Source organism: Caulobacter sp. (genome assembly GCF_965279145.1).
In the GTDB taxonomy this organism is placed as follows: Bacteria; Pseudomonadota; Alphaproteobacteria; order Caulobacterales; family Caulobacteraceae; genus Caulobacter.
The window spans coordinates 793,810-817,785 of record NZ_OZ257139.1; the positions used below are offsets into that span (position 1 = coordinate 793,810).

23 protein-coding genes and 1 pseudogene are annotated in these 23,976 nt (G+C 68.0%); 9 read left to right on the top strand and 15 right to left on the bottom strand.

Annotated features, from left to right (window positions below; translation table 11 throughout):
• Positions 1–215: 215 nt before the first annotated feature.
• Together ACQY9P_RS03675 and ACQY9P_RS03680 are read left to right on the top strand one after the other, a co-directional pair.
• Positions 216–1,871 (top strand): M28 family metallopeptidase, encoded by a 1,656-nt coding sequence (locus ACQY9P_RS03675; RefSeq protein ID WP_421736613.1) that lies wholly within the window; start codon positions 216–218, stop codon positions 1,869–1,871.
• 218 nt (positions 1,872–2,089) lie between these two features.
• Entirely contained in the window at positions 2,090–3,478 is a 1,389-nt protein-coding gene (locus tag ACQY9P_RS03680; RefSeq protein ID WP_421736612.1) for an L-serine ammonia-lyase, read from the top strand.
• A gap of 6 nt (positions 3,479–3,484) precedes the next feature.
• Here the strand turns inward: ACQY9P_RS03680 and ACQY9P_RS03685 are convergent.
• A pseudogene (locus tag ACQY9P_RS03685) lies at positions 3,485–3,599 on the bottom strand (hypothetical protein); the annotation flags it as partial.
• Between the two features lie 61 nt (positions 3,600–3,660).
• Between ACQY9P_RS03685 and ACQY9P_RS03690 the strand changes: the two are divergent.
• Both ACQY9P_RS03690 and ACQY9P_RS03695 read left to right on the top strand, forming a co-directional pair.
• The gene (locus tag ACQY9P_RS03690) at positions 3,661–4,416 is read left to right on the top strand and encodes a DUF72 domain-containing protein (protein WP_421736611.1); all 756 of its coding nucleotides are present in this window, start codon (positions 3,661–3,663) and stop codon (positions 4,414–4,416) included.
• A gap of 75 nt (positions 4,417–4,491) precedes the next feature.
• On the top strand, positions 4,492–4,806 hold the full coding sequence (locus tag ACQY9P_RS03695; RefSeq protein WP_421736610.1) for a hypothetical protein: 315 nt from the start codon (positions 4,492–4,494) through the stop codon (positions 4,804–4,806).
• Between the two features lie 174 nt (positions 4,807–4,980).
• Here ACQY9P_RS03695 and yihA read toward each other — a convergent pair whose 3' ends face one another.
• From yihA to ACQY9P_RS03740, 9 genes are all read right to left on the bottom strand, one after another.
• A complete protein-coding gene (gene yihA, locus ACQY9P_RS03700) occupies positions 4,981–5,649 on the bottom strand; it encodes a ribosome biogenesis GTP-binding protein YihA/YsxC (RefSeq protein WP_421736609.1) in 669 nt (222 codons plus the stop codon).
• Positions 5,649–7,511 carry a membrane protein insertase YidC gene (gene yidC / locus ACQY9P_RS03705; RefSeq protein WP_421736608.1) on the bottom strand — a complete coding sequence of 621 codons (1,863 nt, stop codon included), beginning with the start codon at positions 7,509–7,511 and terminating at the stop codon, positions 5,649–5,651. The genes yihA and yidC overlap by 1 nt, the downstream gene beginning before the upstream one ends.
• A 7-nt stretch (positions 7,512–7,518) precedes the next feature.
• Positions 7,519–7,965, bottom strand: coding sequence for a ribonuclease P protein component (gene rnpA, locus ACQY9P_RS03710; RefSeq protein ID WP_421738262.1), 447 nt, complete (start codon positions 7,963–7,965; stop codon positions 7,519–7,521).
• A gap of 128 nt (positions 7,966–8,093) precedes the next feature.
• Entirely contained in the window at positions 8,094–8,228 is a 135-nt protein-coding gene (rpmH, locus tag ACQY9P_RS03715; protein WP_012284717.1) for a 50S ribosomal protein L34, read from the bottom strand.
• A gap of 275 nt (positions 8,229–8,503) precedes the next feature.
• Complete coding sequence (locus ACQY9P_RS03720; protein ID WP_421736607.1) at positions 8,504–9,493, bottom strand: NADPH:quinone oxidoreductase family protein; 990 nt, start codon at positions 9,491–9,493, stop codon at positions 8,504–8,506.
• Between the two features lie 152 nt (positions 9,494–9,645).
• Positions 9,646–10,686 (bottom strand): alpha/beta hydrolase, encoded by a 1,041-nt coding sequence (locus tag ACQY9P_RS03725; RefSeq protein WP_421736606.1) that lies wholly within the window; start codon positions 10,684–10,686, stop codon positions 9,646–9,648.
• Positions 10,687–10,704: 18 nt separating this feature from the next.
• A complete protein-coding gene (locus ACQY9P_RS03730; protein WP_421736605.1) occupies positions 10,705–11,343 on the bottom strand; it encodes a TetR/AcrR family transcriptional regulator in 639 nt (212 codons plus the stop codon).
• 260 nt (positions 11,344–11,603) lie between these two features.
• Entirely contained in the window at positions 11,604–11,855 is a 252-nt protein-coding gene (locus ACQY9P_RS03735; RefSeq protein ID WP_421736604.1) for a DUF2164 domain-containing protein, read from the bottom strand.
• A 157-nt stretch (positions 11,856–12,012) separates the two neighbouring features.
• A complete protein-coding gene (locus tag ACQY9P_RS03740) occupies positions 12,013–13,389 on the bottom strand; it encodes a flavin-containing monooxygenase (protein ID WP_421736603.1) in 1,377 nt (458 codons plus the stop codon).
• Between the two features lie 220 nt (positions 13,390–13,609).
• Between ACQY9P_RS03740 and ACQY9P_RS03745 the strand changes: the two genes are divergently transcribed.
• Positions 13,610–14,107, top strand: a complete 498-nt coding sequence (locus ACQY9P_RS03745; protein ID WP_421736602.1) for an ASCH/PUA domain-containing protein — start codon at positions 13,610–13,612, stop codon at positions 14,105–14,107.
• Between the two features lie 169 nt (positions 14,108–14,276).
• On the opposite strand, the gene ACQY9P_RS03750 is transcribed toward ACQY9P_RS03745, so the two are convergent.
• The 4 genes from ACQY9P_RS03750 to ACQY9P_RS03765 all read right to left on the bottom strand — a co-directional run bounded on the left by ACQY9P_RS03750 (position 14,277) and on the right by ACQY9P_RS03765 (position 17,723).
• On the bottom strand, positions 14,277–14,729 hold the full coding sequence (locus tag ACQY9P_RS03750; RefSeq protein WP_421736601.1) for a chemotaxis protein CheW: 453 nt from the start codon (positions 14,727–14,729) through the stop codon (positions 14,277–14,279).
• 141 nt (positions 14,730–14,870) lie between these two features.
• Positions 14,871–14,990: a cytochrome bd-I oxidase subunit CydX gene (gene cydX, locus ACQY9P_RS03755; RefSeq protein WP_421736600.1), complete on the bottom strand. Its 120-nt coding sequence runs from the start codon at positions 14,988–14,990 to the stop codon at positions 14,871–14,873.
• Positions 14,991–15,004: 14 nt separating this feature from the next.
• Entirely contained in the window at positions 15,005–16,153 is a 1,149-nt protein-coding gene (gene cydB, locus ACQY9P_RS03760; RefSeq protein ID WP_421736599.1) for a cytochrome d ubiquinol oxidase subunit II, read from the bottom strand.
• 13 nt (positions 16,154–16,166) lie between these two features.
• Positions 16,167–17,723, bottom strand: coding sequence for a cytochrome ubiquinol oxidase subunit I (locus ACQY9P_RS03765; protein WP_421736598.1), 1,557 nt, complete (start codon positions 17,721–17,723; stop codon positions 16,167–16,169).
• A 123-nt stretch (positions 17,724–17,846) separates the two neighbouring features.
• Here ACQY9P_RS03765 and cydD point away from each other — a divergent pair, with 123 nt between their 5' ends.
• The 4 genes from cydD (at position 17,847) to fixJ (ending at position 23,463) form a co-directional block, all read left to right on the top strand.
• On the top strand, positions 17,847–19,508 hold the full coding sequence (gene cydD / locus ACQY9P_RS03770; RefSeq protein ID WP_421736597.1) for a thiol reductant ABC exporter subunit CydD: 1,662 nt from the start codon (positions 17,847–17,849) through the stop codon (positions 19,506–19,508).
• Positions 19,505–21,133 carry an amino acid ABC transporter ATP-binding/permease protein gene (locus tag ACQY9P_RS03775; RefSeq protein ID WP_421736596.1) on the top strand — a complete coding sequence of 543 codons (1,629 nt, stop codon included), beginning with the start codon at positions 19,505–19,507 and terminating at the stop codon, positions 21,131–21,133. Before cydD ends, ACQY9P_RS03775 begins: the two co-directional genes overlap by 4 nt.
• Before the next feature lie 256 nt (positions 21,134–21,389).
• A complete protein-coding gene (locus ACQY9P_RS03780; protein WP_421736595.1) occupies positions 21,390–22,862 on the top strand; it encodes a PAS domain S-box protein in 1,473 nt (490 codons plus the stop codon).
• Entirely contained in the window at positions 22,855–23,463 is a 609-nt protein-coding gene (fixJ, locus tag ACQY9P_RS03785; protein WP_421736594.1) for a response regulator FixJ, read from the top strand. Before ACQY9P_RS03780 ends, fixJ begins: the two co-directional genes overlap by 8 nt.
• Before the next feature lie 22 nt (positions 23,464–23,485).
• On the opposite strand, the gene ACQY9P_RS03790 is transcribed toward fixJ, so the two are convergent.
• Positions 23,486–23,815 carry a nucleoside transporter gene (locus ACQY9P_RS03790; RefSeq protein WP_421736593.1) on the bottom strand — a complete coding sequence of 110 codons (330 nt, stop codon included), beginning with the start codon at positions 23,813–23,815 and terminating at the stop codon, positions 23,486–23,488.
• Positions 23,816–23,976 lie beyond the last annotated feature (161 nt).

Genomic DNA, 23,976 nt, shown 5'->3' on the forward strand with positions numbered 1-23,976 from the left:
GGGGCCCAGATCGAACCCACCAAGGTCGGCGGGTTGGGTCGCGGCAGAAGGCGCATCATCCCCAGACGCTCTGGATGAATCTGGGTCCCGGCCTTCGCCGGGAAGCTCGGGTTTAAAGTAGGTTTCGCTACGCGAACCGAACCGGCTTCCCCTCCCCCCGGACCCCGGATACGGTCCGCGCCAATGACAAGATCTGACCCCAAAGAGTGTCAACGATGAAACGCCTGCTGCTCGCCACCGCCCTGATCGTCGCGCCCATGCTGGCTCACGCCGCTGACGCGCCCAAGATCGACCCCGCCCGGCTCTCGGCCCACATCAAGGTTCTGGCCTCGGACGACTTCGAAGGCCGCGGCCCCGCCACCGAAGGCGAGAAGAAGGCCGTCGCCTACATCGTCGACCAGATGAAGGCCATCGGCCTGACCCCGGCCGGCGACCTCCAGAAGAACGGGACCCGCGCCTGGACCCAGGACGTGCCGCTGGGCAAGTTCGAGATCCAGGGCCCGGTCGCCGCCCACGTCATGATTGGCAATGACCACATCACGTTGGCCCAGGGCGAGCAGGTCTCGATCCGCGCCGCGATGACCAATGTCGACGCCGTCGCCATCAAGGACGCCCCGCTGGTCTTCGTCGGCTATGGCGTCAAGGCTCCCGAGCGTAACTGGGACGACTTCAAGGGCGTCGACCTGAAGGGCAAGATCGCCGTCGTGCTGATCAATGACCCCGACTTCGAGACCGGAACCGGCGACTTCGGCGGCAAGGCCATGACCTATTACGGCCGCTGGACCTACAAGTACGAGGAAGCCGCGCGCCAGGGCGCGATCGGCATGCTGATCGTGCACGAAACGGCCCCGGCCTCGTACGGTTGGGCGACGGTCAAGAATTCCAACACCAATGTGATGTTCGACATCGTCCGCAAGGAGCCAGCCAAGCAGCATCCGTCGATGGAAGGCTGGATCCAGCGTGACGTCGCCGTCGACCTGTTCAGGAAGTCGGGCCTGGATTTCGACGCCCTGAAGAAGCAGGCCCAGACCCGCGACTTCAAGCCGGTGGAACTGACCGGCGCCCGGTTCTCGGCCGACTACAAGGTCAAGCACGAGGTGATCGTCTCCAAGAACATCGCCGGCGTGGTCAAGGGCTCGGTCCACCCCGACGAATACGTCGTCTACAGCGGCCACTGGGACCACCTGGGCGTTGGCCTGCCGGACGCCAAGGGCGACAGGATCTATAACGGCGCGGTCGACAACGCAGATGGCATAGCGGCTTTGCTGGAACTGGGCCGCGCGTTCAAGAGCCAGCCGGCGCCCCAGCGCTCGGTGCTGTTCCTGGCCGTCACGGCCGAGGAAAAGGGCCTGCTGGGCTCGGAATACTATGCCGCCAACCCGCTCTATCCGCTGAGCAAGACGGTCGGCGACCTCAACATCGACGCCCTGTCGGCGGCGGGTCCGGCCAAGGACATCACCACCTCGGGAGACGGCAAGGTCGACCTGCAGGATCTGCTGGTGGCCAAGGCCAAGGCCCATGGCCGCTACTTCACGCCCGATCCCCTGCCCCAGGCCGGCCACTTCTATCGCTCGGACCACTTCCCCTTCGCCAAGCGCGGCGTGCCGGCCATCTCGGTCGGCTCGGGCAATGACCTGATCAACGGCGGCAAGGAAGCCGGCGAGAAGGCCGAAGAAGACTACGTCAACAACCGCTACCATCAGCCGGCCGACGAATGGAAAGCCGACTGGGACCTGAGCGGCCAGGCCATGGACATCGGCCTGTTCTACGAGGTGGGCGCGGACCTCGCCAATTCGCGCGTCTGGCCCGAATGGCAGGCGGGATCAGAGTTCAAGGCGCTGCGCGACAAGTCCAAGGCGGATCGGAAGTAGGCCATGAACGGGGCGGTTCGATTTCTCGCACCGCCCCGTCTCCCGCTCTCCCCGGCGAAAGCCGGGGCCCAGATCGAACCCACAACCGCTCGTGAACCGGCTCGGATCGCGGGCGCGATAACCCAAATCGCTCAGGCTGAATCTGGGCCCCGGCTTTCGCCGGGGAGAGCGGATTGGGTGGGGCGAAGCGATCCTAGCAAAGCCACCAAGTTCCCCCAATGACAGCCTCGGTCTTCGACCTCTTCAAGCTCGGCGTCGGTCCGTCCAGCAGCCACACCATGGGGCCGATGAGCGCCGCCGTGCGGTTCGTCGGCCGCCTGCGCGACACCGGCCAGCTGCCCAGCGTCGCCCGCGTCGAGACCCGGCTCTACGCCTCCCTGGCCCTGACCGGACGCGGCCACGCCACCGACCGCGCCGTGATCCTGGGCCTGATGGGCTTCGTGCCCGCCGACCTCGACCCCGACGCCGGCGAGGCGGCCCTGGCCGAGACCCGCGCCAACCAGTGGCTGATGCTGGGCGGCGAAACCGGCGTCGCCTTCGACGAGGCCCGCGACATCGTCTGGCTGGGCCACGAGCGCCTGCCGCAGCACCCCAACGGGCTCACCTTCTCGGCCTTCGACGCCGCCGGCGCCGTGCTGGCCGAACGGACCTATTTCTCGATCGGCGGCGGCTTCGTGCGCGACGAGTTCGAGATGGGCAGCAACGTCCCGCCCGACGACGGCCCGCCTGTCCCCCACCCGTTCGAGAGCGGCGCCGACCTGCTGCAACGGGCCGCCGACGCCGGCCTGACCATCGCCGGGGTAATGGGCGCCAACGAGCTGTCGCGGATGAGCCAGGACGAAATGCACGCGGGCCTGGATCGCATCTTTGGCGCGATGGAGGCCTGCATTGACCGGGGCATGCGCCAGGACGGCGTCCTGCCCGGCGGCCTGGACGTCAAGCGCCGCGCCCGCCAGATCCACCAGACCATCCAGGGCCGCATGGAGAGCCAGATCAGCGACCCGCTGGCGGCCATGGACTTCGTCAATCTGTGGGCCATGGCGGTCAACGAAGAGAACGCCGCCGGCGGCCGGGTGGTCACCGCCCCGACCAACGGCGCGGCGGGGCTGGTGCCGGCCGTGCTGCGGTTCTTCGTGCGCTTCCACAACGGCTCACCCGAGCAGATCCGGGTGTTCCTGCTGACCGCCGCCGCCATCGGCGCGCTCTACAAGCGCAACGCCTCGATCAGCGGCGCCGAGGTGGGTTGCCAGGGCGAGGTGGGCGTGGCCTGCTCAATGGCCGCCGCCGGCCTGTGCGCGGCTCTGGGGGGCAGCAACGCCCAGATCGAGAACGCCGCCGAGATCGGCATGGAGCACAATCTGGGCCTGACCTGCGATCCGATCGGCGGGCTGGTGCAGATCCCCTGCATCGAGCGCAACGCCATGGGCGCGATCAAGGCCATCGACGCCGCCCGTCTGGCGCTGCTGGGCGACGGGCAGCACAGCGTGTCGCTCGACAAGGTGATCGCCACGATGAAGCGCACCGGCGAGGACATGAACGAGATCTACAAGGAAACCTCGATGGGCGGGCTGGCCGTGGGGCTGTCGGTCAACCGGGTGGAGTGCTGAGACAAAGATCCTCCCCCTAGCGGGGGAGGTGTCGGCGAAGCCGACGGAGGGGGAAGTCCCGCAGACTCAATGCGGTCTTCCCCTCCGGCCTCCGGCCGCCTCCCCCTTCAGGGGGAGGATTTAGGCGCTCGACGCCCATCAAAACCTCCCCTAAGTTCACCCGGAACAGGAAGGGAACAGGCATGTCCACAGGCGTCATCCGGGCCGGCATCGGCGGCTGGACCTTCGAGCCCTGGCGGGGCGTGTTCTATCCCGACACGGTCAAGCAGAAGGACGAGCTGAAATACGCCTCGTCCCACCTGACCAGCATCGAGATCAACGGCACCTACTATTCCACCTTCAAGCCCAACAGCTGGATGAAGTGGCGCGACGAGACGCCGGATGACTTCGTGTTTTCGGTCAAGGCCAGTCGCTACTGCACCAACCGCCGGGTGCTGTCGGAGAACAACGACTCGCTGGAAAAATTCCTGACCCAGGGCCTGGAAGAGCTGGGTCCCAAGCTGGGCCCGATCAACTGGCAGTTCATGGCCACCAAGAAGTTCGATCCGGTCGACTTCGAGGGCTTCCTGAAGCTGCTGCCCAAGGAGATCGGCGGCCGGCCGGCGCGTCACGCGCTGGAAGTGCGCAGCCCCACCTTCCAGACCCAGGCCTTCTACGATCTGGCCGCCAAGTACGGCGCGGCCATCGTCTACGCCGTCGACGACGAGTCGCCCGACTGGCCGCGCATTGACGAGCCCACCGCCGACTTCACCTATGCCCGTCTGATGTGCAGCCGCGACGACGAGCCCACCGGCATGACCTCCGAGGAGCTGGACGGCGTGGTCGCCCAGACCCGCGCCTGGGCCCAGCGCGGCGACGTGTTCGCCTACTTCATCTCCGGAGCCAAGGTGCGCAACCCGGCGGCGGCGATGGCGCTGATCGAGAAGCTGAACGGCTGAGGTACTTCTCCCCCCTGCGGGAGACGGAAAACATGGTTAGCCAAACCTTAACCGCCCGCGCGCTAGGCTGCCGCCATGCGCCGCGCCCTTGTCCTGTTGGTGATGACCCTGGCCCTGGCCTCGCCGGTCCATGCCGCCGCTCCGCCAGCCAAGCAGGTCCAGCCGAAAAAGGCCCCCGCAGCGGCGGCGCCCGTGATCGCGCCCAGTGTTGTGCTGCAGTCCCCCATTCCGCTGGCCTCGACCACGCCGGGCGGCGACGCCGGCCAGTGCCGGGCCAGCTGCGCGCGCACCTACTATTTCTGCAAGGCCCAGGACGATGATCAGTGTCCAGCGCAATGGGCCCAGTGCAGCGCGCGCTGCACGTCCAGCTACAAGCGGCTGGGGTCGTAGGATCAAATATTATAACCGTCATTCCCGCCCTTGTGGCGGGAACCTCTGGTTCAGCTGACACGTGAAGCGCAAGCGGATCGCTAGCGATCCGCCCCTCCCGCCCCAGCGGCGGCACGAGGGGTTCCCGCCACAAGGGCGGGAATGACGGAGAAATTATGAGAGGCTCTGGCCCGCCTACTCGTCCAGGCAGACCCGCGAGATCTCGGCGCGCAGTTCCGGCATGCCCAGGCCCTTTTCCGACGACGTGGCCAGCACGCGCGGGAAGGCGGCGGGGCGCTTGGCGATGGCCTTCAGCGTCTCGGCGGTGACCTTCTCGACCTCGTGCGGCTTGATCTTGTCGGCCTTGGTCAGGATGATCTGGTAGGAGACCGCCGCCGTATCCAGGGCGTCCAGCGCCTCGCTGTCGACCTTCTTGAGGCCATGGCGGGCGTCGATCAGCAGATAGACGCGCTTGAGCGTCGCGCGGCCGCGCAGATAGGCCCGGCCCAGGTCCTGGAACTTGCTGACCGTGGTCTTCGACGCCCGCGCGAAGCCGTAGCCCGGCAGGTCGACCAGACGCAGCTTTTCGGCCAGCACGAAGAAGTTGATCTCGCGCGTGCGGCCCGGCTCGTTGGACGCCCGCGCCAGGTACTTCTGCCCGACCAGCCCGTTGATCAGGCTGGACTTGCCGACATTGGAGCGGCCGGCGAAGCACACTTCTGGCGCGAAGGCGCCCGGAAGGCCGTCCATGCTGACGGCCCCCATCATGAAGGCCACGGGCTGGGCGAACAGGATTCGCGCCGCCTCGATCTCTTCCTCGGTGAAGACGGGACCTTCAGGCGGCGCGAAGTTGGGTTCAGTCATCAGGTGGCCGTTGCGGTCTTGCCCTGGAAGCGGGCGATGATCTTGTCGATCGGGTTCTCGACCTTGTAGCGGCGCATGATGATGTACTGCTGCAGGATGGTCAGGACGTTGGACCAGCACCAGTAGATCACCAGGCCCACCGAGAACTGCGACAGGGTGAAGGTGAAGATGATCGGGAAGAACTGGAAGATCTTCTGCTGCACCGGATCGGCGGCCGGCGGGTTCATCGACGTGGTCAGCCACATGGTGAAGCCGTACAGCAGCGGCCAGACGCCGATGTGCAGCGGACCGGCCAGGAACGTGCCAATCAGCGGCGCCGTCGCCGGATCCCAGGGGATCAGGCCAAACAGGTTCATGAAGGTCGAAGGATCGCGGGCCGACAGATCCTGGATCCAGCCGAAGAACGGCGCGTGCCGCATTTCGATGGTCACGGTCAGCACCTTGTACAGCGAATAGAAGACCGGGATCTGGATCAGCATGGGCAGGCAGCCCATCATCGGATTGATCTTCTCCTTGCCGTACAGCGCCATCATTTCCTGCTGCTGTTTGGCGGGATCGTCCTTGAACTTGACCTTCAGCTTTTCGACCTCGGGCGCGATCTTCTTCATCTTGGCCATCGACTCGTAGCTCTTGTCGGCCATCGGATAGAGGACGAGCTTGAGGACCACGGTCAGCAGCAGGATGGCGACGCCGAAGTTGCCGACCATCTTGTAGAAGATCTCCATGATGTTGAAGATCGGGCGGGTGAAGAACCGGAACATGCCCCAGTCCACCGCGTCGTCGAAGCGGGCGATCTGCGGGGCCTTGGCGTCCCAGAACTTCCACCAGGCCGGGGGCTGGCCGCCGTACTCATAGCTGCGCAGCAGCGGCACGGTCTTGGCGCCGGCGAACAGGCGGGTGTTCTGGGTCAGGGTCTGGCCGGGGGCCAGCACCTTGGCCGGGCCGACGAAATTGACGTCATAGATATCGACAGGACCCGACTGGGTGACCCGGTACTGGGCGGTGACATCCTGCGACTGGTCGGGGATCACGGCGGCCAGCCAGTATTTGTCGGTGATGCCGGTCCAGCCGCCCTTGGAGGTGAAGGTCTCCAGCGGATGGTCCTTCTTCCACTTCTGGTACTTGGACTGCTTCAGGTCATGGCCCTTGCCGTCGGCCGAGCCGAACACGCCGATGGCGCCTTCGTGGACGATGCCGGTCTTGCCCAGCGTGGCCGGGATGCCCTGGCGCTGCACGGTGGCGTAGGGGGCCAGCGACAGGGTCTGGCCGCCCTGGTTGCGGACGCTGTCGGCGACGGTGAACATCGCCTGGGCGTCGACCGAGATCGTGCGGGTGAACACCAGGCCCTGGCCGTTGTCATAGGTCATGACGACCGGCGTGGTCGGACGCAGCACCTGGCCCGGCGCGGCGGTCCAGATCGTGCGGCTGTCGGGCAGGCCCGGCAGGTTGGCGCCAGCCCAGCCGAAATCGGCGAACCAGGCGTGCTCGGCGCCCTCGGGGCGGAACAGCTCGACGGGCGGCGAGCCCTTGGCGATCGTTTCGGCGTAGCGCTTGAGGTACAGGTCGTCGATGCGGCCGCCCTTCAGCGAGATCGAACCCGACAGGGCCGGCGTGTCGACCACCAGGCGCGGGCTGAGCGCCTTGGCCGCGTCGCGCGACAGGGTCAGCGGCGCGGGCTTGCCATCAGGCCCCATCACCAGACCCGGCTGGGTCGCGACCATCTTCTCCTCGGCGATCTTTTTCGCGCGCAGTTCGGCCTCGGCCTTCTTCTGCTGCGGACCCAGGATGAAGAACTGGTACCCGATCAGGATCGCGAACGCGCTGACGATGAACATCAACGTGTTTTTGTTGTCGTTCTGCATGGATGACTTAACCGGAAACGGAGGGATCGGGCGCGGAAGCGTCCAAAGGCGAAGATTCAGGAAGATCAGCGGATTGGGCCAGCCTGGCCCGAGCGTCCGCGCGATCATGTTCGGCCGCGAGGCTTATCAGCGCGCTTTTCACATCGTCAAGCAAACGCCCCCATTCGCGGGTGCGGGTGCCGCCGCGCGCGATGAACACATAGTCGCACATGGGGCGGCCATGAAGGGGCAACAAGAGTCTGGCGGCTTCGCGAAGGCGACGCTTGGCGCGATTGCGCTCGACCGACCCGCCGACCTTCTTGGTGGCGGTAAAGCCGACGCGGATCAGGGGGTTGTCGTCGCGGCGGGCGCGCATCTGCATGAAGACCGCCCCGCGCGACAGGGCCGGGGCCTTGGCGGCCTGCAGGAAATCGGGACGCTTTTTCAGGCGCTCGATCTTCACCGCGTCCGCCATCTGGGTCGCGGTCATGAAAAAAGCCGCCCTTTCCGGCGAAAACCTGAGGTCAGGCTCTGGGAAAAGGCGGCTTTTGTCATGGTCTGTGCCTCCCGCGAACGGGAGAAAAGAGCGGGGTTGAGCCGCTCTTAGGCCGTCAGGCGCTTACGGCCCTTGGCGCGGCGACGCGCAACGATCTTTTGGCCGTTCTTGGTGGCCATACGCGCGCGGTAGCCGTGACGGCGGGCTCGCACGAGCTTCGACGGCTGGAATGTCCGCTTCACGAGGTGGCTCCGATAATAATGGGACGCGACGGCCGCAAGGCCTCCGCGAGTGAGGGGCGGTGGATAAGGGATGGTGCGGCGGCTGTCAACCTGAGTCGGTTCAGGGACTTGCAAGTGGGGCTCGCCACGTCTCGGGTTCGCAAATAAGCCCGTCATCCCGCGACTTGTTCGCGGGACCCATCTATCCGCCGCGAGGGCGGAGCGAAAGCGAGCGCTCACGCGGAAGCTGAACCATGGGTCCCGCGCATAGAGCGCGGGATGACGATTTATGGAACTCAGGGAACAATCACCGCCTTGCCCACCACCCTGCGCTCCGCCAGCAGGTCAAACGCCTCGCGCCACCGTTCGAGCGGCAGCTCGGCGTGGACATGAGGCTGGATGATCCCCTCGTCCGCCATCCGCCACACCGCCTCGCCGTTCTCGCGGCCCTTCTCGGGAAACTGCCGGCCATACTCTCCGGCCCGCACGCCCATCACCGAGAAGCCCTTGATCAGCGGCATATTGACCGACACGGTCGGGATCCGCCCGGAGGTGAAACCGATCACCAGCAGCCGGCCGTCAAAGGCGATACAGCGCACGCTCTCGTCGAACACGTCGCCGCCCACCGGATCATAGATGATGTCGGCCCCGCGCCCGCCGGTGATCGCCTTGACCTGGTCGCGAAAGCCGCCGGTGACATTGACCGCCGCGTCGGGCGCATACAGAGCCTGGATGGCCGCCAGCTTGGCGTCGGAGGCCGAGGCCGCGATCACCCTCGCGCCCAGAGCCTTGGCCAGGTCCACCGCCGCCAGCCCCACCCCGCCGGCCGCGCCGTGGACCAGCACCCAGTCGCCCGCCTCGATCCGCGCCCGGCGCACCAGGGCGACATAGGCGGTCAGATAGGCCGCGCCATAGGCGGCGGCCTGCGCGAACGACAGGCGCGCGGGCTTGGGCTTCAGCGCCTGGGCCGAGACCACGGCATATTGGGCGAAGGCCCCCAGGCGCGCGCCGCCCACCACCGCGTCGCCGATCTGGAAGCCGGTGACCCCCTCGCCCAGTGCCGCGACCTCGCCCGCCAGATCCAGGCCAGGCGTGAACGGGACCGGCGGCTTGAACTGGTATTCGCCGCGGGTCATCAGCAGGTCGGGAAAGTTGACGCTGGCGGCGCGGACGCGGACCAGCACTTCGCCGGGACCGGGCGTGGGGGTTGGGACGTCTTTCACCGCGCAGCCGGCGAAGTCGGGGGCCAGGCTCTCGACAACGAGCGCGCGCATCATAGCGGTCATCAAGCTCCACCTTCCTCCGTCTTCCCGGCGAAGGCCGGGACCCAGATCGAACCCAGAGCCTTCGTTGCGCTTGGCGAAGCGACCAGGCGCATCACCCCCAGACGCTCAGGCTGAATCTGGGCCCCGGCCTTCGCCGGGGAAACGGAAGTGAGTTAGCCCTTCGCCGCGTCGAACGCCTTGCGCACCAGCCCCGCCACCTCGCGGCAAGCCGCGTCGGCCGCGGGCACCGCCCCGGTGAACGCCGTGAAGCCGTGGGCCAGGCTGTCATAGCAGCGATAGGTCACCGGCACGCCGGCGGCCTGCAGGCGCTTGGCATAGGCCTCGCCCTGATCGACCAGCGGGTCGAAGCCGGCGGTGATCACCACGGCGGGGGCCAGGCCGGTCAGGTCCTCGGTCTTGTTGGGCGACAGGCGCGGATCGGCCGGATCGGCGTCCGGGCCCATATAGTGGCCCATGAACCAGTCCATGATCGGCCGGCTCAGCGGATAGGCGTCGGCATAGGTGCTCATCGAGGCGGTCTCGCTGGCCACGTCGACGGCGGGATAGATCAGCAGCTGCAGGGACGGTTGCGGCTCGCCCAGGCGCCGCATCTCCTGCGGGACGATGGCCGCGAAATTACCGCCCATCGAGTCGCCGCCGATCGCGGCGGTCCCGGGCAGGGCTCCGAAGCGGGCGGCGTTGTCGCGGCCCCAGCGATAGGCGGCCAGCACGTCGTCCAGGCCGGCCGGGAAGCGGTGATCCGGGGCCAGCCGATAGTCGACCGACAGCACCGCCGTCCGGGCGAGCTTGGCCAGGATGCCGCAGAAAGCGTGGCAGGTTTCCAGGTCACCGATCACCCCGCCGCCGAAGTGGGCGAAGACGATCAGGGGGGCGCTGGCGTCCTGATCGGCCGGGCGATAGGCGCGCAGGGGGATCTTTCCCCCGGGCCCGTCGATCGACAGGCTCTCGGTGCGCACGCCCGGCTCCGGCGGTCCCGACACGGCGGCCAGCCCCTTGGCGCTGGCCTCGCGGGCCACGTCGGGCGGCAGCGACGTCATCGACGGCATCTTCTGGGCCGCGTGGGCAAAGAACTGGAAGCGCGGGTCCAGCGTGCGGCCGCCGCGATACACCACTCCGCCCCCGGACATCGCCCGCAGGATGGGGCTGGGCAGCGACAGGATGGTCTTCAGGACGAACTTCTGGACGTCAGCCATGCGGGCTCCGAACGGGCGCTAGAGTTTGGGAAGGGCGGGCAGGCCGCCCAGGATCAGTTTGATGGCGAAGTCGGCGGCGGCGGCGGTGTCGACCGGGCGGCGCTCCAGCATCTTGTCGCTGACCTCGCGAGCCACGGCGATGCAGGCGGCGGTCAGGTAGTCGAGGTCCACGGCCGGCGCGTGCTCCAGCGCCAGCACCTTGGCGAAGCCCTCGCGGACCTCGTCGAACACCGCGACGATCTCGGGCGTGGCGCGGGCGTGTGGGATCTGTTCGCCGGCCGGCCGGTTCAGGCGCCAGTTCTCCTGCTCTGTGGCCACGAACACGAAGTAGGCGGTGATCGCGCCGTGCAGGAACGACTGGAAGTCCTTGGCCTTCTCGACCTCGACCCGCAGCAGCGGGCGAAAACGCCGCGCGCCGTCGTCGGCCAGGGCGTCGAACACCTCTTCCTTGGACTTGTAGTAATTATAGAAGGTGCCCGAGGCTAGGCCGGTGCGACGGATGATGTCGCGCACCGTGGCGCCGTCATAGCCCAGTTCGCCGAACACTTCCCGCGCCGCGTCGAGGATCGCCTGGCGATTGGCGACCTTGGTGCGCTCGCGCTTGCCGGGCCGGTCATCAACCGCCGGAGCCTTGGGGAAGTAGGCGATGTTGGACATGGCGTAACGCGACTCATGGGCGAGGCGATCATGACGCCCCGTCATGATTTGAGCCTCATTCCGCCGCATGGAGCAAGGCCTTCGCCACTTGCGGTCGAACACGACGGGCGACGGTGCATCGGCGCGCAGACCATCCGCTCACTGAATGCCGGGCCATGCCGCCCCTCCCCTCGCATCTCCATCCGGTGGAGACTTATCGTTGTTCACCGATGATGCGCCGGCCGCCGGGGACGTCAATCCTTACGCAGGGGGAGCGGCGATCAGAACCCCTTCACCGGCTGCTCCAGTTCGTAGACCGCGTCGGTGATGCTCTCGATCTTCTTGGCGAACAGGGCCTGGGCGTCGTGGAGGCCCTGGTTGTAATAGTAGGGTCCCAGGCGCTCGGTGATGAAGTCGAGCAGGAACTGGGCGTCGAAACCCTTCACCTCCAGATCCAGCTCATCCCTCAGATAGCGCGAGAGGCCGTCGGTCAGCTTGGCGCGGGTGTCCTTGTCGAGGTCGATCTTGGGCATGGGGCGGGCTTTCGATTCTTGTCGGCGCACCCTAGCCACTTGCCCCCTCCGGGCCTATGGCCCTCCTCCCCCGGAGGGGGAAGATGAAACGCGCCGACCTCATCTTTCCCCTACGGGGGAGGACGACCTGCGTAGCAGGTCAGGAGGGGGCGGGTGATCAAGCCGGCACGCTGACCTTCGCTTCCGCCCGCGCCGCCACCGGCAACACATTCCCCGCCGCCCGCGCCCGCTTCTCGCCGCGCGCGATCTCCTTCTTCAGGTCGGCGCAGTAGACATTGAAATCGACCTGAATCGTGTGCCGCGCCGAGGCGTAGAACTGGCCCAGGTGGCGTTCTTCGTCCTTGGCGGTGATGCGCACCATCTCGTCGGCCGACGGCGGGGCGTAGGTCCCCGCCAGATAGCCCGCCGCCAGCTTGGCCTGCTGCTCGGCGAAATTGACCAGGGTGGGCAGGGGCTGGGCCAGACCCATGAAGAACAGGTTGGGCACATCCGCCTTCATCATCCGCTTGAACAGCGGGAAGCGGTGATCCGCGCCGGGCAGTAGCGCCGGATCCTTGAAGAACGGAAAGCTGATCTTGTAGCCGGTGGCGAAGACGATGGCGTCGACCTGTTCCACGCTGTCGTCGGCGAAACGGACGTTCTTCCCCTCCAGCGCCTTGATCGCCGGCTTGAACTTGATGTCGCCGCAGCCGGCCCGGGTCAGGAACTCGCCCGACACCGAGGGGTGGGCTTCCAGCGGCTCGTGGTCGGGCTTGGGCAGGCCGTAGTCTTCCATCTTGCCGATGGTCTTCTTCAGCACCTTGCGCGACAGGGCCAGGCCCAGCTTGCGCGGCATCCAGGCTGGCATGGCGCTCTTGTCGGCCGGCTTGCCGTTCAGATATTTCGGGAACACCCACACGCCGCGCCGGGCCGAGACCCAGAGGTTCTTGGCGATCGGCCGCTGGGCCAGTTCGCTGGCGATATCCATGGCCGAATTGCCCATGCCCACCACCACGACGTTCTTGCCGCGCATGTCCACCGGGTCGAACGGATCGCGATAGTGGTGGGCGTGGAAGGCCACGCCGTCGAACTCGCCCGGATAGTCTGGCGTGCGCGGATCCCAGTGGTGGCCGTTGCAGACGAACAGCACATCATAGAGCCGCGTTTCGCCGCTGCCCAGGGTGACCGCCCACAGGCCGTCATCGGTGCGCCTGGCCGTCTCGACCCGGGTGTTGAAGGTGATGGTGGGACGCAGGCCGAAGTGGTCGACATAGTCCTTGAAGTACTGGAACAGCTGGGCGTGGTGGGGAAAGTCGGGCCAGTCGGCGGGAACCGGAAAGTCCTCGAAGGCCAGTCGCCACTTGCTGGTGTCGATGTGCAGGCTTTCGTAGCAGGACGACATGCCGTTGGGGTTCTTGTAGTACCAGTTGCCCCCGATCTCGTCGGACATCTCGAAGCAGTCATAGGGAACACCGACGTCCTTGAGCCGCTTGGCCGTGGTGAAGCCGCTGCAGCCCGCGCCGATGATGCACGCCTTGGGAAGCTTGCCCGTCATTTCCGCCCACCTGAGTTATCGTTGTTCAGGAAAGCGTATCAGCGTTATGCGGCGCGTCAAACGCCTCCCCTACGTCATCGCTCTCCACAGGCGGGCGCGGCTGGGTTAATCCTCCGCTAGGATGTGGCGGGACACATCCGCGATCCCGTCTTTCCGACTCCCCCTCTTCCCGACTCCCCCCTCTCTTCCCGACCCAAAGCGCATACGAAGGCCGCCTCCCATGACCCGCCACGAATTGAAGACCTGGCCGCAGTATTTCGCCGCTGTCCGCTCGGGCAAGAAGCGCTTCGAGATCCGCCGCAACGACCGCGACTTCTCGGTCGGCGACATCCTGGTGCTGCGCGAGTTCGACCCCGACAGCGACGCCTATACCGGCCAGGTCGAAGAGCGTCAGATCACCTTCCTGCTGTCGGAAGAGGATTACGGCGTCATCCACGGCTTCGTGGCCATCGGCTTTGGCGAGGTGATGCCGCACGCCGACGCCTCGCCCGAGGGCGTGCTGACCGCCGACCACCTGGCGACCTGGCACGAGACGCAAGCCTCGAACGCCACCCTGCGCGCCCAGGACGCCCGCAAGGTCTCGCAGAGCTACGCCGCCCCGACCACCGGCCGCCAGGCCATGAGCGTCGCCGCCGACCGCCACGCCGGCGTCGCCGCCGCAGCCGAGGCCGAAGCCCACTTCCACGCGGCGGCGGCCAAGATCGTTCGCAAGGGGTAGGTGGGGGCGAAAGCCTCGCCCTTCGACACGCTCAGGGTGAGGTTTTTCAACGGCCTGTAGGGGGTCCTCACCCTGAGCGTGTCGAAGGGCGAGGACCGTATCCCAAACAACAAAAAGCCGCCGCCCGCGTGTCGCGGACGGCGGCTTTTGATTGTGCGGCGGTTAGCGCTTAAGCCGCTTCGCGGATGATCGCCGGGAACACGTCGTTCATGCGCAGATAGGTGATCAGGCGGTTTTCCATCGAGATGATCGCCTGGATGAAGCGCAGTTCCTCGACGCCCAGGTCGGGAGCCGGCTGCAGGTGATCGCGCGAGACGGTGAAGGTTTCCGACACGGCGTCCACCAGGATGCCGGCCAGGCGGTCCTGGCATTCCACGACCACGATCACGTGGCGGGTCTCGGGGATGGTGACCCCCAGGCCCAGGCGGTTGCGCAGGTCGATGACCGGCATGATCGCGCCGCGCAGGTTGATGACCCCGCGCAGATAGGACGGCGCGTGCGGGATCGGCGTCGCCGGAGTCCAGCCGCGGATTTCGCGGACCGTCTTCACGTCGATGCAGAACTCCTGCTCGCCAATGCAGAAGGAGATCAGCTCCAGGGCCGGCTCGGCTTGGTCGGACATTTGGATTTCCCCGGGATAGTGGTTCGGCGACAGGTGGGGGTTCGCGTGTTCGACGCGCTCCCGGCCACAATGACACAAGACCCGATCCGCCCTTTAACAACCGTTAACAGTGAAAGGAATCCGGCGCGCGGATTGTCGCAATCAGGGTTCGGAGTGCCCTTCATCGCCGTCATCCGACAGATTGAACTCGTACCAGAGGCCGTTGAGCACGCCGAAAGCGACAGCCAGGCCAAGGCCCAGAACCCAGGTGAAGTACCACATCGTCTTGTTTCCCCTCAGTAGAGGTCAGGGTTGGTGGTCAGGGCGTCGGTCGTGCTGCGGCCCCACAGAACCTTGTAGACCCAGGCGGTGTACAGCAGCACCAGCGGCAGGAAGATTGCCGTGCAGATCAGCATGATGAACAGCGTCATGTGGCTGGAGCTGGCGTTCCACACCGTCAGGCTGGAGCGCGGATCGGCGACGCTGGGCAGGATGAACGGGAACATCGACAGGCCGACGGTCGAGATGATCCCCACCGTCGCCAGCGAGGAGCCGCCGAACGACAGCGGGGCCTTGTCGTAACGCAGTCCCAGCAGGGCCATGACCGTGCCGACAAAGCCCAGCACCGGCGCCACGATCATCCAGCCGTGGCGGCCATAGTTGTCGAGCCAGGCGCCCGGCGCGGACACCACCGCCCCGCGCAGCGGGTTGGACGGTCCGGCCGCGTCGGCCAGGCCCTCGATGCGGAAGCCCATATGGCCGAAGGCCACGAAGAAGCCGCCGGCCGCGAACAGCACGATGCTGGCCAGGCCCGCGGTCTCGCCCAGGCGGCGGGCGCGATCGACCACGGGGCCGCGCTCGGCCTTGACGGTCAGCCAGCCCGCGCCGTGCAGGACCAGCATCGAGACCGACAGCAGGCCGCACAGCAGGGTGAAGGGCGTAAACAGGCCCAGGAACGAGCCCAGATAGCTAACGCGCAGGTCGCTGTCGAAGCGGAACGGCGCGCCCTGCAGCACATTGCCGACGGCGACGCCGAACACCAGCACCGGCACGAAGCCGCCGACGAACAGCGCCCAGTCCCAGAACGCGCGCCAGCGCGGATCGGGCCGCTTGGACCGGTACTTGAAGCCGACGGGTCGCAGGATCATCGCCGCCAGCACAAGGAACATCGCCAGGTAGAAGCCCGAGAAGCTGACGGCGTAGACGAAGGGCCAGGCCGCGAAGATCGCCCCGCCGCCCAGGATGAACCACACCTGGTTGCCTTCCCAGGTCGCCCCGATGGTGTTGATCACCATCCGGCGTTCCTTGTCGGTCTTGGCGACGAACGGCAGAAGCGCGCCCACGCCCATGTCGAAGCCATCGGTCAGGGCGAAGCCGATCAGCAGCACGCCCAGCAGGGCCCACCAGATGATCCGCAGGGTCGCATAGTCGATTGGGAGTTCCATCACCGCGACTCCTTTAAGCGACGGCCGGTTCGGCGGCGGGGGCGTTGAACGCCTCCTGCTCGGCGAACGGGCCCTTCTTGATGTGACGCAGGATCAGCCCGACCTCGACAACCGCGAGGCCGCCGTACAGCAGGGTGAACAGCACGATGGTGGTCCACAGCTGGGCGACGCTGAGGCTGGACGCGCCCAGGAAGGTGGGCAGCACGCCCTCCACCGCCCAGGGTTGACGCCCGACCTCGGCCAGGATCCAGCCCAGCTCGGTGGCGATCCAGGGCAGCGGGATGGCGATCACCGCCAGCACCAGGAACCACTTGGTCTGATGCTTGCGCAGGGTCACCAGCACGAAGGCGGTGGCGAACAGGGCGATCATCGCCAGGCCCGTGCCCGCCATGATCCGGAACGCCCAGAACATCACCGGTACATTGGGCACGGTGTCCCAAGAGGCCTTCTTGATGGTGGCCGCGTCCGCCATGCGCGGGTCGGCGACATAGCGTTTCAGCAGCAGGCCATAGCCCAGGTCGCGCCGGTGCAGTTCGAAGGTGGCGCGGGCCGCCATGTCCTTGGGATTGACCTTCAGGGTCTGCAGCGCGCCATAGGCGACGACGCCGGACTCGATGCGGTCCTCGGCGGTGGCGACGAGCTCGAAGATACCCGCGACAGGCTTGTCGATGCTGCGCGTGGCGATCACGCCCAGCACATAGGGGATCTTGACCTCGTAGTGGGTCTTGCGATCGGCGAGGCTGGGAATGCCGAAGGCGGTCAGGCCGGCCGGCGCGGGCTCGGTTTCCCACATGGCTTCCAGCGCCGCGAGCTTCATTTTCTGGTTGTCGGTCAGGGCGTAGCCGCTCTCGTCGCCCAGCACGACCACCGACAGAGAGGAGGCCAGGCCAAAGGCGGCGGCGACGGTCAGCGAGCGCTTGGCGACGCTGACATACTTGCCCTTCAGCAGGTAGAAGGCCGAGACGCCCAGCACGAAGACGGCCGCGATGGTGTAGCCGGCGCTGACGGTGTGGACGAACTTGGCCTGGGCCACCGGATTGAACAGCACGGCGCGGAAGTCGGTGACCTCCATGCGCATGGTGTCGGGATTGAACGCGGCGCCGACCGGGTTCTGCATCCAGCCGTTGGCGATCAGGATCCAGAGCGCCGATAAGTTGGTGCCGATGGCCACCATGAAGGTCACGAACAGGTGCCCCAGCCGCGAGAGCTTGTCCCAGCCGAAGAACATCAGGCCCACGAAGGTGGCTTCCATGAAGAAGGCCATCAGGCCCTCGATCGCCAGCGGCGCGCCGAAGATGTCGCCGACATAGTGCGAGTAGTAGGACCAGTTCATGCCGAACTGGAATTCCATGGTCAGGCCCGTGGCCACGCCCAGAACGAAGTTGATGCCAAACAGCCCAGCCCAGAACCGCGTGACCGTCCGCCAGATTGGACGCTTGGTCATCACGTAGATGCTCTCCATGATGACCAGCATGAACGAGAGCCCGAGCGTCAGCGGCACGAACAGGAAATGGTACAGCGCGGTCAGCGCGAACTGCAGCCTCGAGAGATCGACGACAGCGGGGTCCATGCTTAGCTCCGAAACGGACGGCGAATGATCACGCCAGCCGAGGGCGGCACCCTAGACAGGCCGGGCCTCGCGCCCCTTGATCCAGATCAAGGCGGCCAGGCCAGGCTAGCCTACACTCCTCCCATGCAATCTCGTCCAGTGCTTATCGACGACCCGATTCCGGTCGCGACGAGATTGAAGGCCCTGGCCCTCATCGGCGCCGCGCCGCTGCGCCGCGCTCAAGCCCTGCTGCTGCTGGACGGAGCGGCGGCGATCGGCTTCGCGGCGGCCCTGGCCTGCGCGGTCGACGCCCTGTCAAAAGGTCGCACCCTTTCCATCGCCGTCGCCTGGCTGAGCCTGCTGGCCGCCGCCATGATCGCGCGGGGCGTCGTGGCCAAGCTGGCCGGCGAGGCCGGCGCCCGCGCCGCCGCCCGGGTCAAGGCCGCCGCCCGCGCCGACGCCGCCGTCGCCCTGGTCGCCCGCGCGCCCGGCGGCCCGCTGTCCACCGCCGACGCCGCCACCGCCGTCGTCGAGGGCGTCGAGGCGCTGGACGGCCATGTCTCGCGCTTCCTGCCCGCCCGTTTCGCGGCCACCGCGACGCCCCTGGCCCTGATCGCCGTCGCCGCCGTCGCCAGCCCGATCGCCGCCGCCATCCTGCTGGGGGCCATGGTTCCCTTCATCGTGGCCATGGCCCTGGCCGGCACGGCGGCCGCCGCCGAGTCGCGCGCCCAGTTCACCGCCCTGGAACGGCTGTCGGGCCTGTTCCTCGACCGGGTCCGCGCCCTGCCGGTGGTGCTGGCCTTCCAGGCCGAGGGTCGGGTCAGGCGCGACCTGGCCCGCTCCGCCGACGAGCTGGCCGGCCGCACCATCCGCGTCCTGCGGGTGGCCTTCCTGTCGTCGGGCGCGCTGGAATTCTTCGCCGCCCTGTCGGTGGCTCTGGTCGCGGTCTATTGCGGCTTCAACCTGCTGCGCCTGCTGCCCTTCCCGGTTCCGGAGCAACTGGACCTGAAGCGCGCCTTCTTCGTGCTGGCCCTGGCGCCGGAGGTCTATCTGCCGATGCGCCGGTTGGCCGCCGCCTATCATGACCGCCAGGCCGCCGAAGCGGCGACGGCCAGCCTCGTCGCCCTGCCCCGTCCCGAGCCCCGCCCGCTCGCGCCGACGCTGTCGGCGCCGCCGGCCATCCGCTTCCAGGGCGTGACCATCCGCTATCCCGAGGCCGACGCGCCCGCGCTGCAGGCCTTCGACCTGGAGGTTCCCGCCGGCCAGATCACCGCCATCCTCGGCCCCAGCGGCTCCGGCAAGAGTTCGCTGCTCAATCTCCTGCTCGACCTGGCCCCGCTGACCGGAGGCGCGGTGCTGATCGACGGGCGGCCACTGAGCGAACTGGGCGCGCTGTCGGGCCAGATCGCCTGGGCCGGGCAGCACCCGCTGATCATCCCCGGATCGATCGCCGACAACATCGCCCTGGCCCGGCGCGACGCGCCCCGCGCCCAGATCGAGGCCGTCGCCCAACGCGTCGGGCTGGCGGGCGCACTGGCGATGCGCGCCGGCGGTCTGGACGCCCTTCTGGACGAGCGCGGCGGCGGGCTGTCGGGCGGAGAGCGCCGACGCCTGTCCCTGGCCCGCGCCCTGCTCAAGCCCGCGCCCATCCTCCTGATGGACGAACCGACCGCCAATCTGGACGCGGAGGCGGAGCTGGCCTTGCTGAACACCATCCGCGAGGCCGCGCGCGGCCGCACCACCCTGATCGCCACCCATTCCAAGGCGGTCGCCGATCTCGCCGACCAGATCGTCAGGCTGTCATGAGCGCGTCCCCCCTCCAGGCCCTGATCCGCGTCCAGCGACGCCGCCACGCCGAGGGCCTGTTGCTGGCGGCGGTCTGCGCGGCGTTGGTCGGGGCGACATCGACCCTGCTGCTGGGCCTGTCGGGCTGGTTCATCACCGCCTCGGCTCTGGCCGGCGCGGCGGGACTGGCGGCGGCCCAGGCCTTCAACGTCCTGCTGCCCAGCGCGATGATCCGGCTGCTGGCCATCCTCAGAACCGGCGCGCGCTACATCGAGCGGCTCAGCGGCCACGCCGCGGCCCTGCGATCCCTGGCCGCGATCCGTCCCGTCCTGTTCGCCGCCCTGGCTGCGGCCCCTCCCGGCGAGGCTTTGGCCCTGTCCGGCGGCGAGGCCTCGGCGCGTCTGGTGCAGGATGTCGACGCGGTCGAGACCCGCTTCGTGCGGCTGTCGGCGCCCTGGGGCGCGGGGGCCGCCGTCATCGCCGGCCTGGCCCTGGGCCTGCTGGCCGGCTGGCTCCCGGCCACGGCCATCCTGCTGGCCGCCGCGGCGGCCATCCTGACGGCCAGGACCCTGGCCCGACGCCTCTCGGCCCCGGCCGGACGCGAGATCCAGACCCGGATGGGAACCCTGAAGGACGCCGCCGCCAGCCTTTCGGCCGCCGCCCCCGAGCTTCGCGCCTATGGCCTGGAGGCCTGGGCCGGCCAGACCCTGGCGACGCGCGGCGCGGCCGTCGACGCCGCCCGGCTGGACGCCGCCCGCGCCCGGGGCTGGATCGCCCTGTCCCAGGCCGCGATCCTCGGCTTCGCGGTCGCCGCCGCCATCCTTCTGGCCGCTCCGGCCGGCGCGCCGCTGGCGGCGCTGGCGGGCCTGGCCGCCGCCATGGCCATCGAGGGCCTGGCCGGCCTGACCGCCGCCTTCGACCAGGACGGCGCCGCGGATGAGGCGGCCGACCGACTGGACGCCCTGCTGCGGCACGCCCCCTCCGAAGCCGCCCCGGCGCCGCGCCTGGACCGGACCGACCTCCGGCTGCGGAGCCAGGACTTCGCCCCCGGCTCGCGGATCGCCGTCTCGGGCCCGTCGGGCGTCGGCAAGACCACCCTGCTGGAACAGCTTCTGGGGCTGCGTCCCGCCGCGACCGGAACCCTGATGCTGGGCGGCGCGGACATCATGACCCTTGCCCCCGCGACGGCCCGCGCCGCCTTCGCCCACGCGCCGCAGGACGCGGCCCTGATCGCGGGAACCGTCGCCGACAACCTGCGGCTGGCCGCCCCGGCCGCGACCGACGAGGATCTGTGGAGCGCCCTGAGCGACGCCGCCCTCGACGCGCGTATCCGCTCGGCGCCGGCGGGACTGAACAGCTGGCTGGGCGACAACGGCGAGCGCCTGTCCGGCGGGGAGCGGCGGCGGCTGTCCCTGGCCCGGGCCTATCTGCGACCCGCGCCCTGGCTGTTGCTGGACGAACCCACCGAGGGCCTGGACGCGGCGACCGAGGCGCTGGTGCTGGATCGACTGGCCGCGCGCCTGGATCGAAGCGGTCAGGGCCTGGTCCTGGTCAGCCACCGTCCCGCGCCCCTGGCCCTCTGCGATCGCCGGATCGACCTGGATGACGCACAAAAAAGGCCCGGCGATCTGCGCCGGGCCTCCTGAAACGACCTGGTCGTCCGAACCGCTACTTCCAGTTCGTATAGATGTATCCGCCAAACAGCACCAAGGCGAAGGCCGTGAACACCACGACGACCATCGAAAGATATGCGACTTGCCCACCCGACATGAGAGGTCTCCCTGTTGAAGGGCGGAACATCGCGTGGGCTCCGGGCTCGCGCCTTGACGTCGATCAAGCGGGTCTCGCGCCGCCCCGCGCCTCGGCTATAAGGGCCGCAAGAGCGATGGAGACGATGACGCGATGAAGGCGGTCCGGCAGGCCCCCTCCCCCCTGTTCAGCGACCCCCGGCCCGGCCCCTATGTGCTGGCCGCGACGGCGGTGGCGGCGACCTTTGTCATCCGGCTGTCGCTGGGCGAGACCTTCACGGCCGCCTCGTCGTTCCTGCTGTTCATGCCCGCCATCCTGGTCAGCGCCGCGGTCGGCGGGCTGACCTGCGGGCTGTTCGCGACCGTGTTCGCCAGCCTGGCCGTGGGCTGGGCGACGCGCGACGACACGCCAAACCTCGTCTCGGCCCTGAGCGGGGTGATCTTCCTGCTGGTCGGCGTGGGCTTGGCCATCGGCGGCGGCTGGTTCCACGCCGCGCGGCGACGGGCGGCGGCGACCAACGCCCACCTCCAGTCGATCCTCGACACCATTCCTGACGCCGTCGTGGTCATCGACCGCGCGGGGCTCATGACCTCGTTCAGCCCCGCCGCCGAGCGCCTGTTCGGCTGGACGGCGGCGGAAGCCCTCGGCCGCAACGTCGAAATGCTGATGCCCAGCCCCTACCGCCAGGCCCACGACGGCTATCTGGCCCGCTACGCCGCGACCGGCGAGAAGCGGATCATCGGGGTCGGCCGGGTGGTGGTGGGCGAGCGCAAGGACGGCTCGACCTTTCCGATGGAACTGGCGGTCGGCGAAACCAAGGGCCCCCGCCCCTCCTACACCGGCTTCATCCGCGACCTGACGGACCGCCAGCAGACCGAGACCCGCCTGCAGGAACTGCAGAACGAGCTGGTCCACGTCTCGCGCCTGACGGCGATGGGCGAGATGGCCTCGACCCTGGCCCACGAACTGAACCAGCCCCTGTCGGCCATCGCCAACCTGCTGACCGGCTCGCGGCGGCTGATCGACCGGGGTCGCGAGGCCGATCAGGCCAAGGTGCGCGACGCCATCGATCGCGCCGCCGCCCAGGCCCTGCGCGCCGGCGACATCATCCACCGCATGCGCGACTTCGTCCGGCGCGGGGCCAGCGAGCGTGAACCCGAAAGCCTGTCGAAACTGGTCGAGGAAGCCAGCGCCCTGGCCCTGATCGGCGAGAAGGAGCGCCAGGTCGATGTGCGTCTTTCCATGGATCCGGCGGCGGACCCCGTCTTCGCCGATCGGGTGCAGATCCAGCAGGTCCTGCTCAACCTGATCCGCAACGGGATCGACGCCATGCAGGACGGCGCGCGCCGTGAACTGGTCATCTCCAGCGACCTGACCGAAGAAGGCTGGGCGCGGGTCAGCGTGGCCGACACCGGCGGCGGCATCGCCGATGATGTTCGCGAAAAGCTGTTCCAGCCCTTCATGACCACCAAGCCCCAGGGCATGGGCGTCGGGCTGTCCATCTCGCGCTCGATCATCGAGGCTCATGGCGGCCGCATCTGGGCCGAACCCAATCCGCGCGGCGGAACGGTCTTCCGCTTCACCCTGCCCCCGGCCGACCAGGAGGACGAGACCCCCCATGACTGACGCCGTCGTGCATGTCGTCGATGACGACGAGAGCGCCCGCGAGTCGCTGGCCTTCCTGCTGGAATCCGCGGACCTCCACGTGGAGACCTACGCCAGCGCGCCGGACTTCCTGGCCGCCCTGCCCACCGCGCGGGCCGGCTGCGTGATCACCGACGTGCGGATGCCCGAGATGAGCGGCCAGGAACTGGTCGCCCGCCTGGCGGCGCTGAACGCCCGCATGCCGGTGATCATGATCACCGGCCATGGCGACATCCCCATGGCCGTTGAAGCCATGCGCTCGGGGGTCGTCGACTTCCTCGAAAAGCCGTTCTCGGAAGGTCGCATTCTCGACGCCCTGAAGCGGGCCCTGGGCGCGATGAACGAGGCCACCGCCGTCAGCGGGGACCAGGTCGAGATCCTGCAAAGGCTGGAAACGCTGTCGGAGCGCGAACGCCAGGTGCTGGACGGCGTCGTGGCCGGTCATCCCAACAAGGTCATCGCCCGCGACCTGGGCATCAGCCCGCGCACCGTCGAGATCTATCGCGCCAAGCTGATGACCAAGATGCACGCCGACAACCTGGCGGCCCTGGTGCGCATGACGCTTTCGGTGCGGGCGGGCTGAGCCCCGGCTCGCGCGTTACGGACTACTGCACCACCGCCGCGATCCGGCGGCTGAGGGCGTCGGTGATCAGGGGCTTTTCAACGACGCTGATCAACCCGCCCAGGCGCGTCCGCTGGGGACGGCGACCGCCGCTGGAGAGCAGGATCACCGGCACCCGCTGGCGCCTCAGCTGCTGGGTCAGGCCCGGCTCGCATCCGGCCTCGTCGATCACGAAACAGGCCGCGCCAGAACACTGGTCGCTATCCAGAAGCTCCGAGGCCGCGCCGAACGCGCTGACGCGGTAGCCCTCGGTCTCCAGGGAAAAGCGCAGGGCCTCGCGCAGGGCCTCGTCTTCATCGAGAACCACGATCAAGGGATGCTTTCTTCCCGTCGGAACCGGACCGCACATACTTTCATTTCAGCACGCCCGATCCGGGCTCGCCTTGATCCAGCGCAAGCGCGGCGGACACATCTTCCGCAAACCCGCTTAAGTAACGTTCCTTAGGCGTCGCACCCGAATTTACCGTCTCGCGG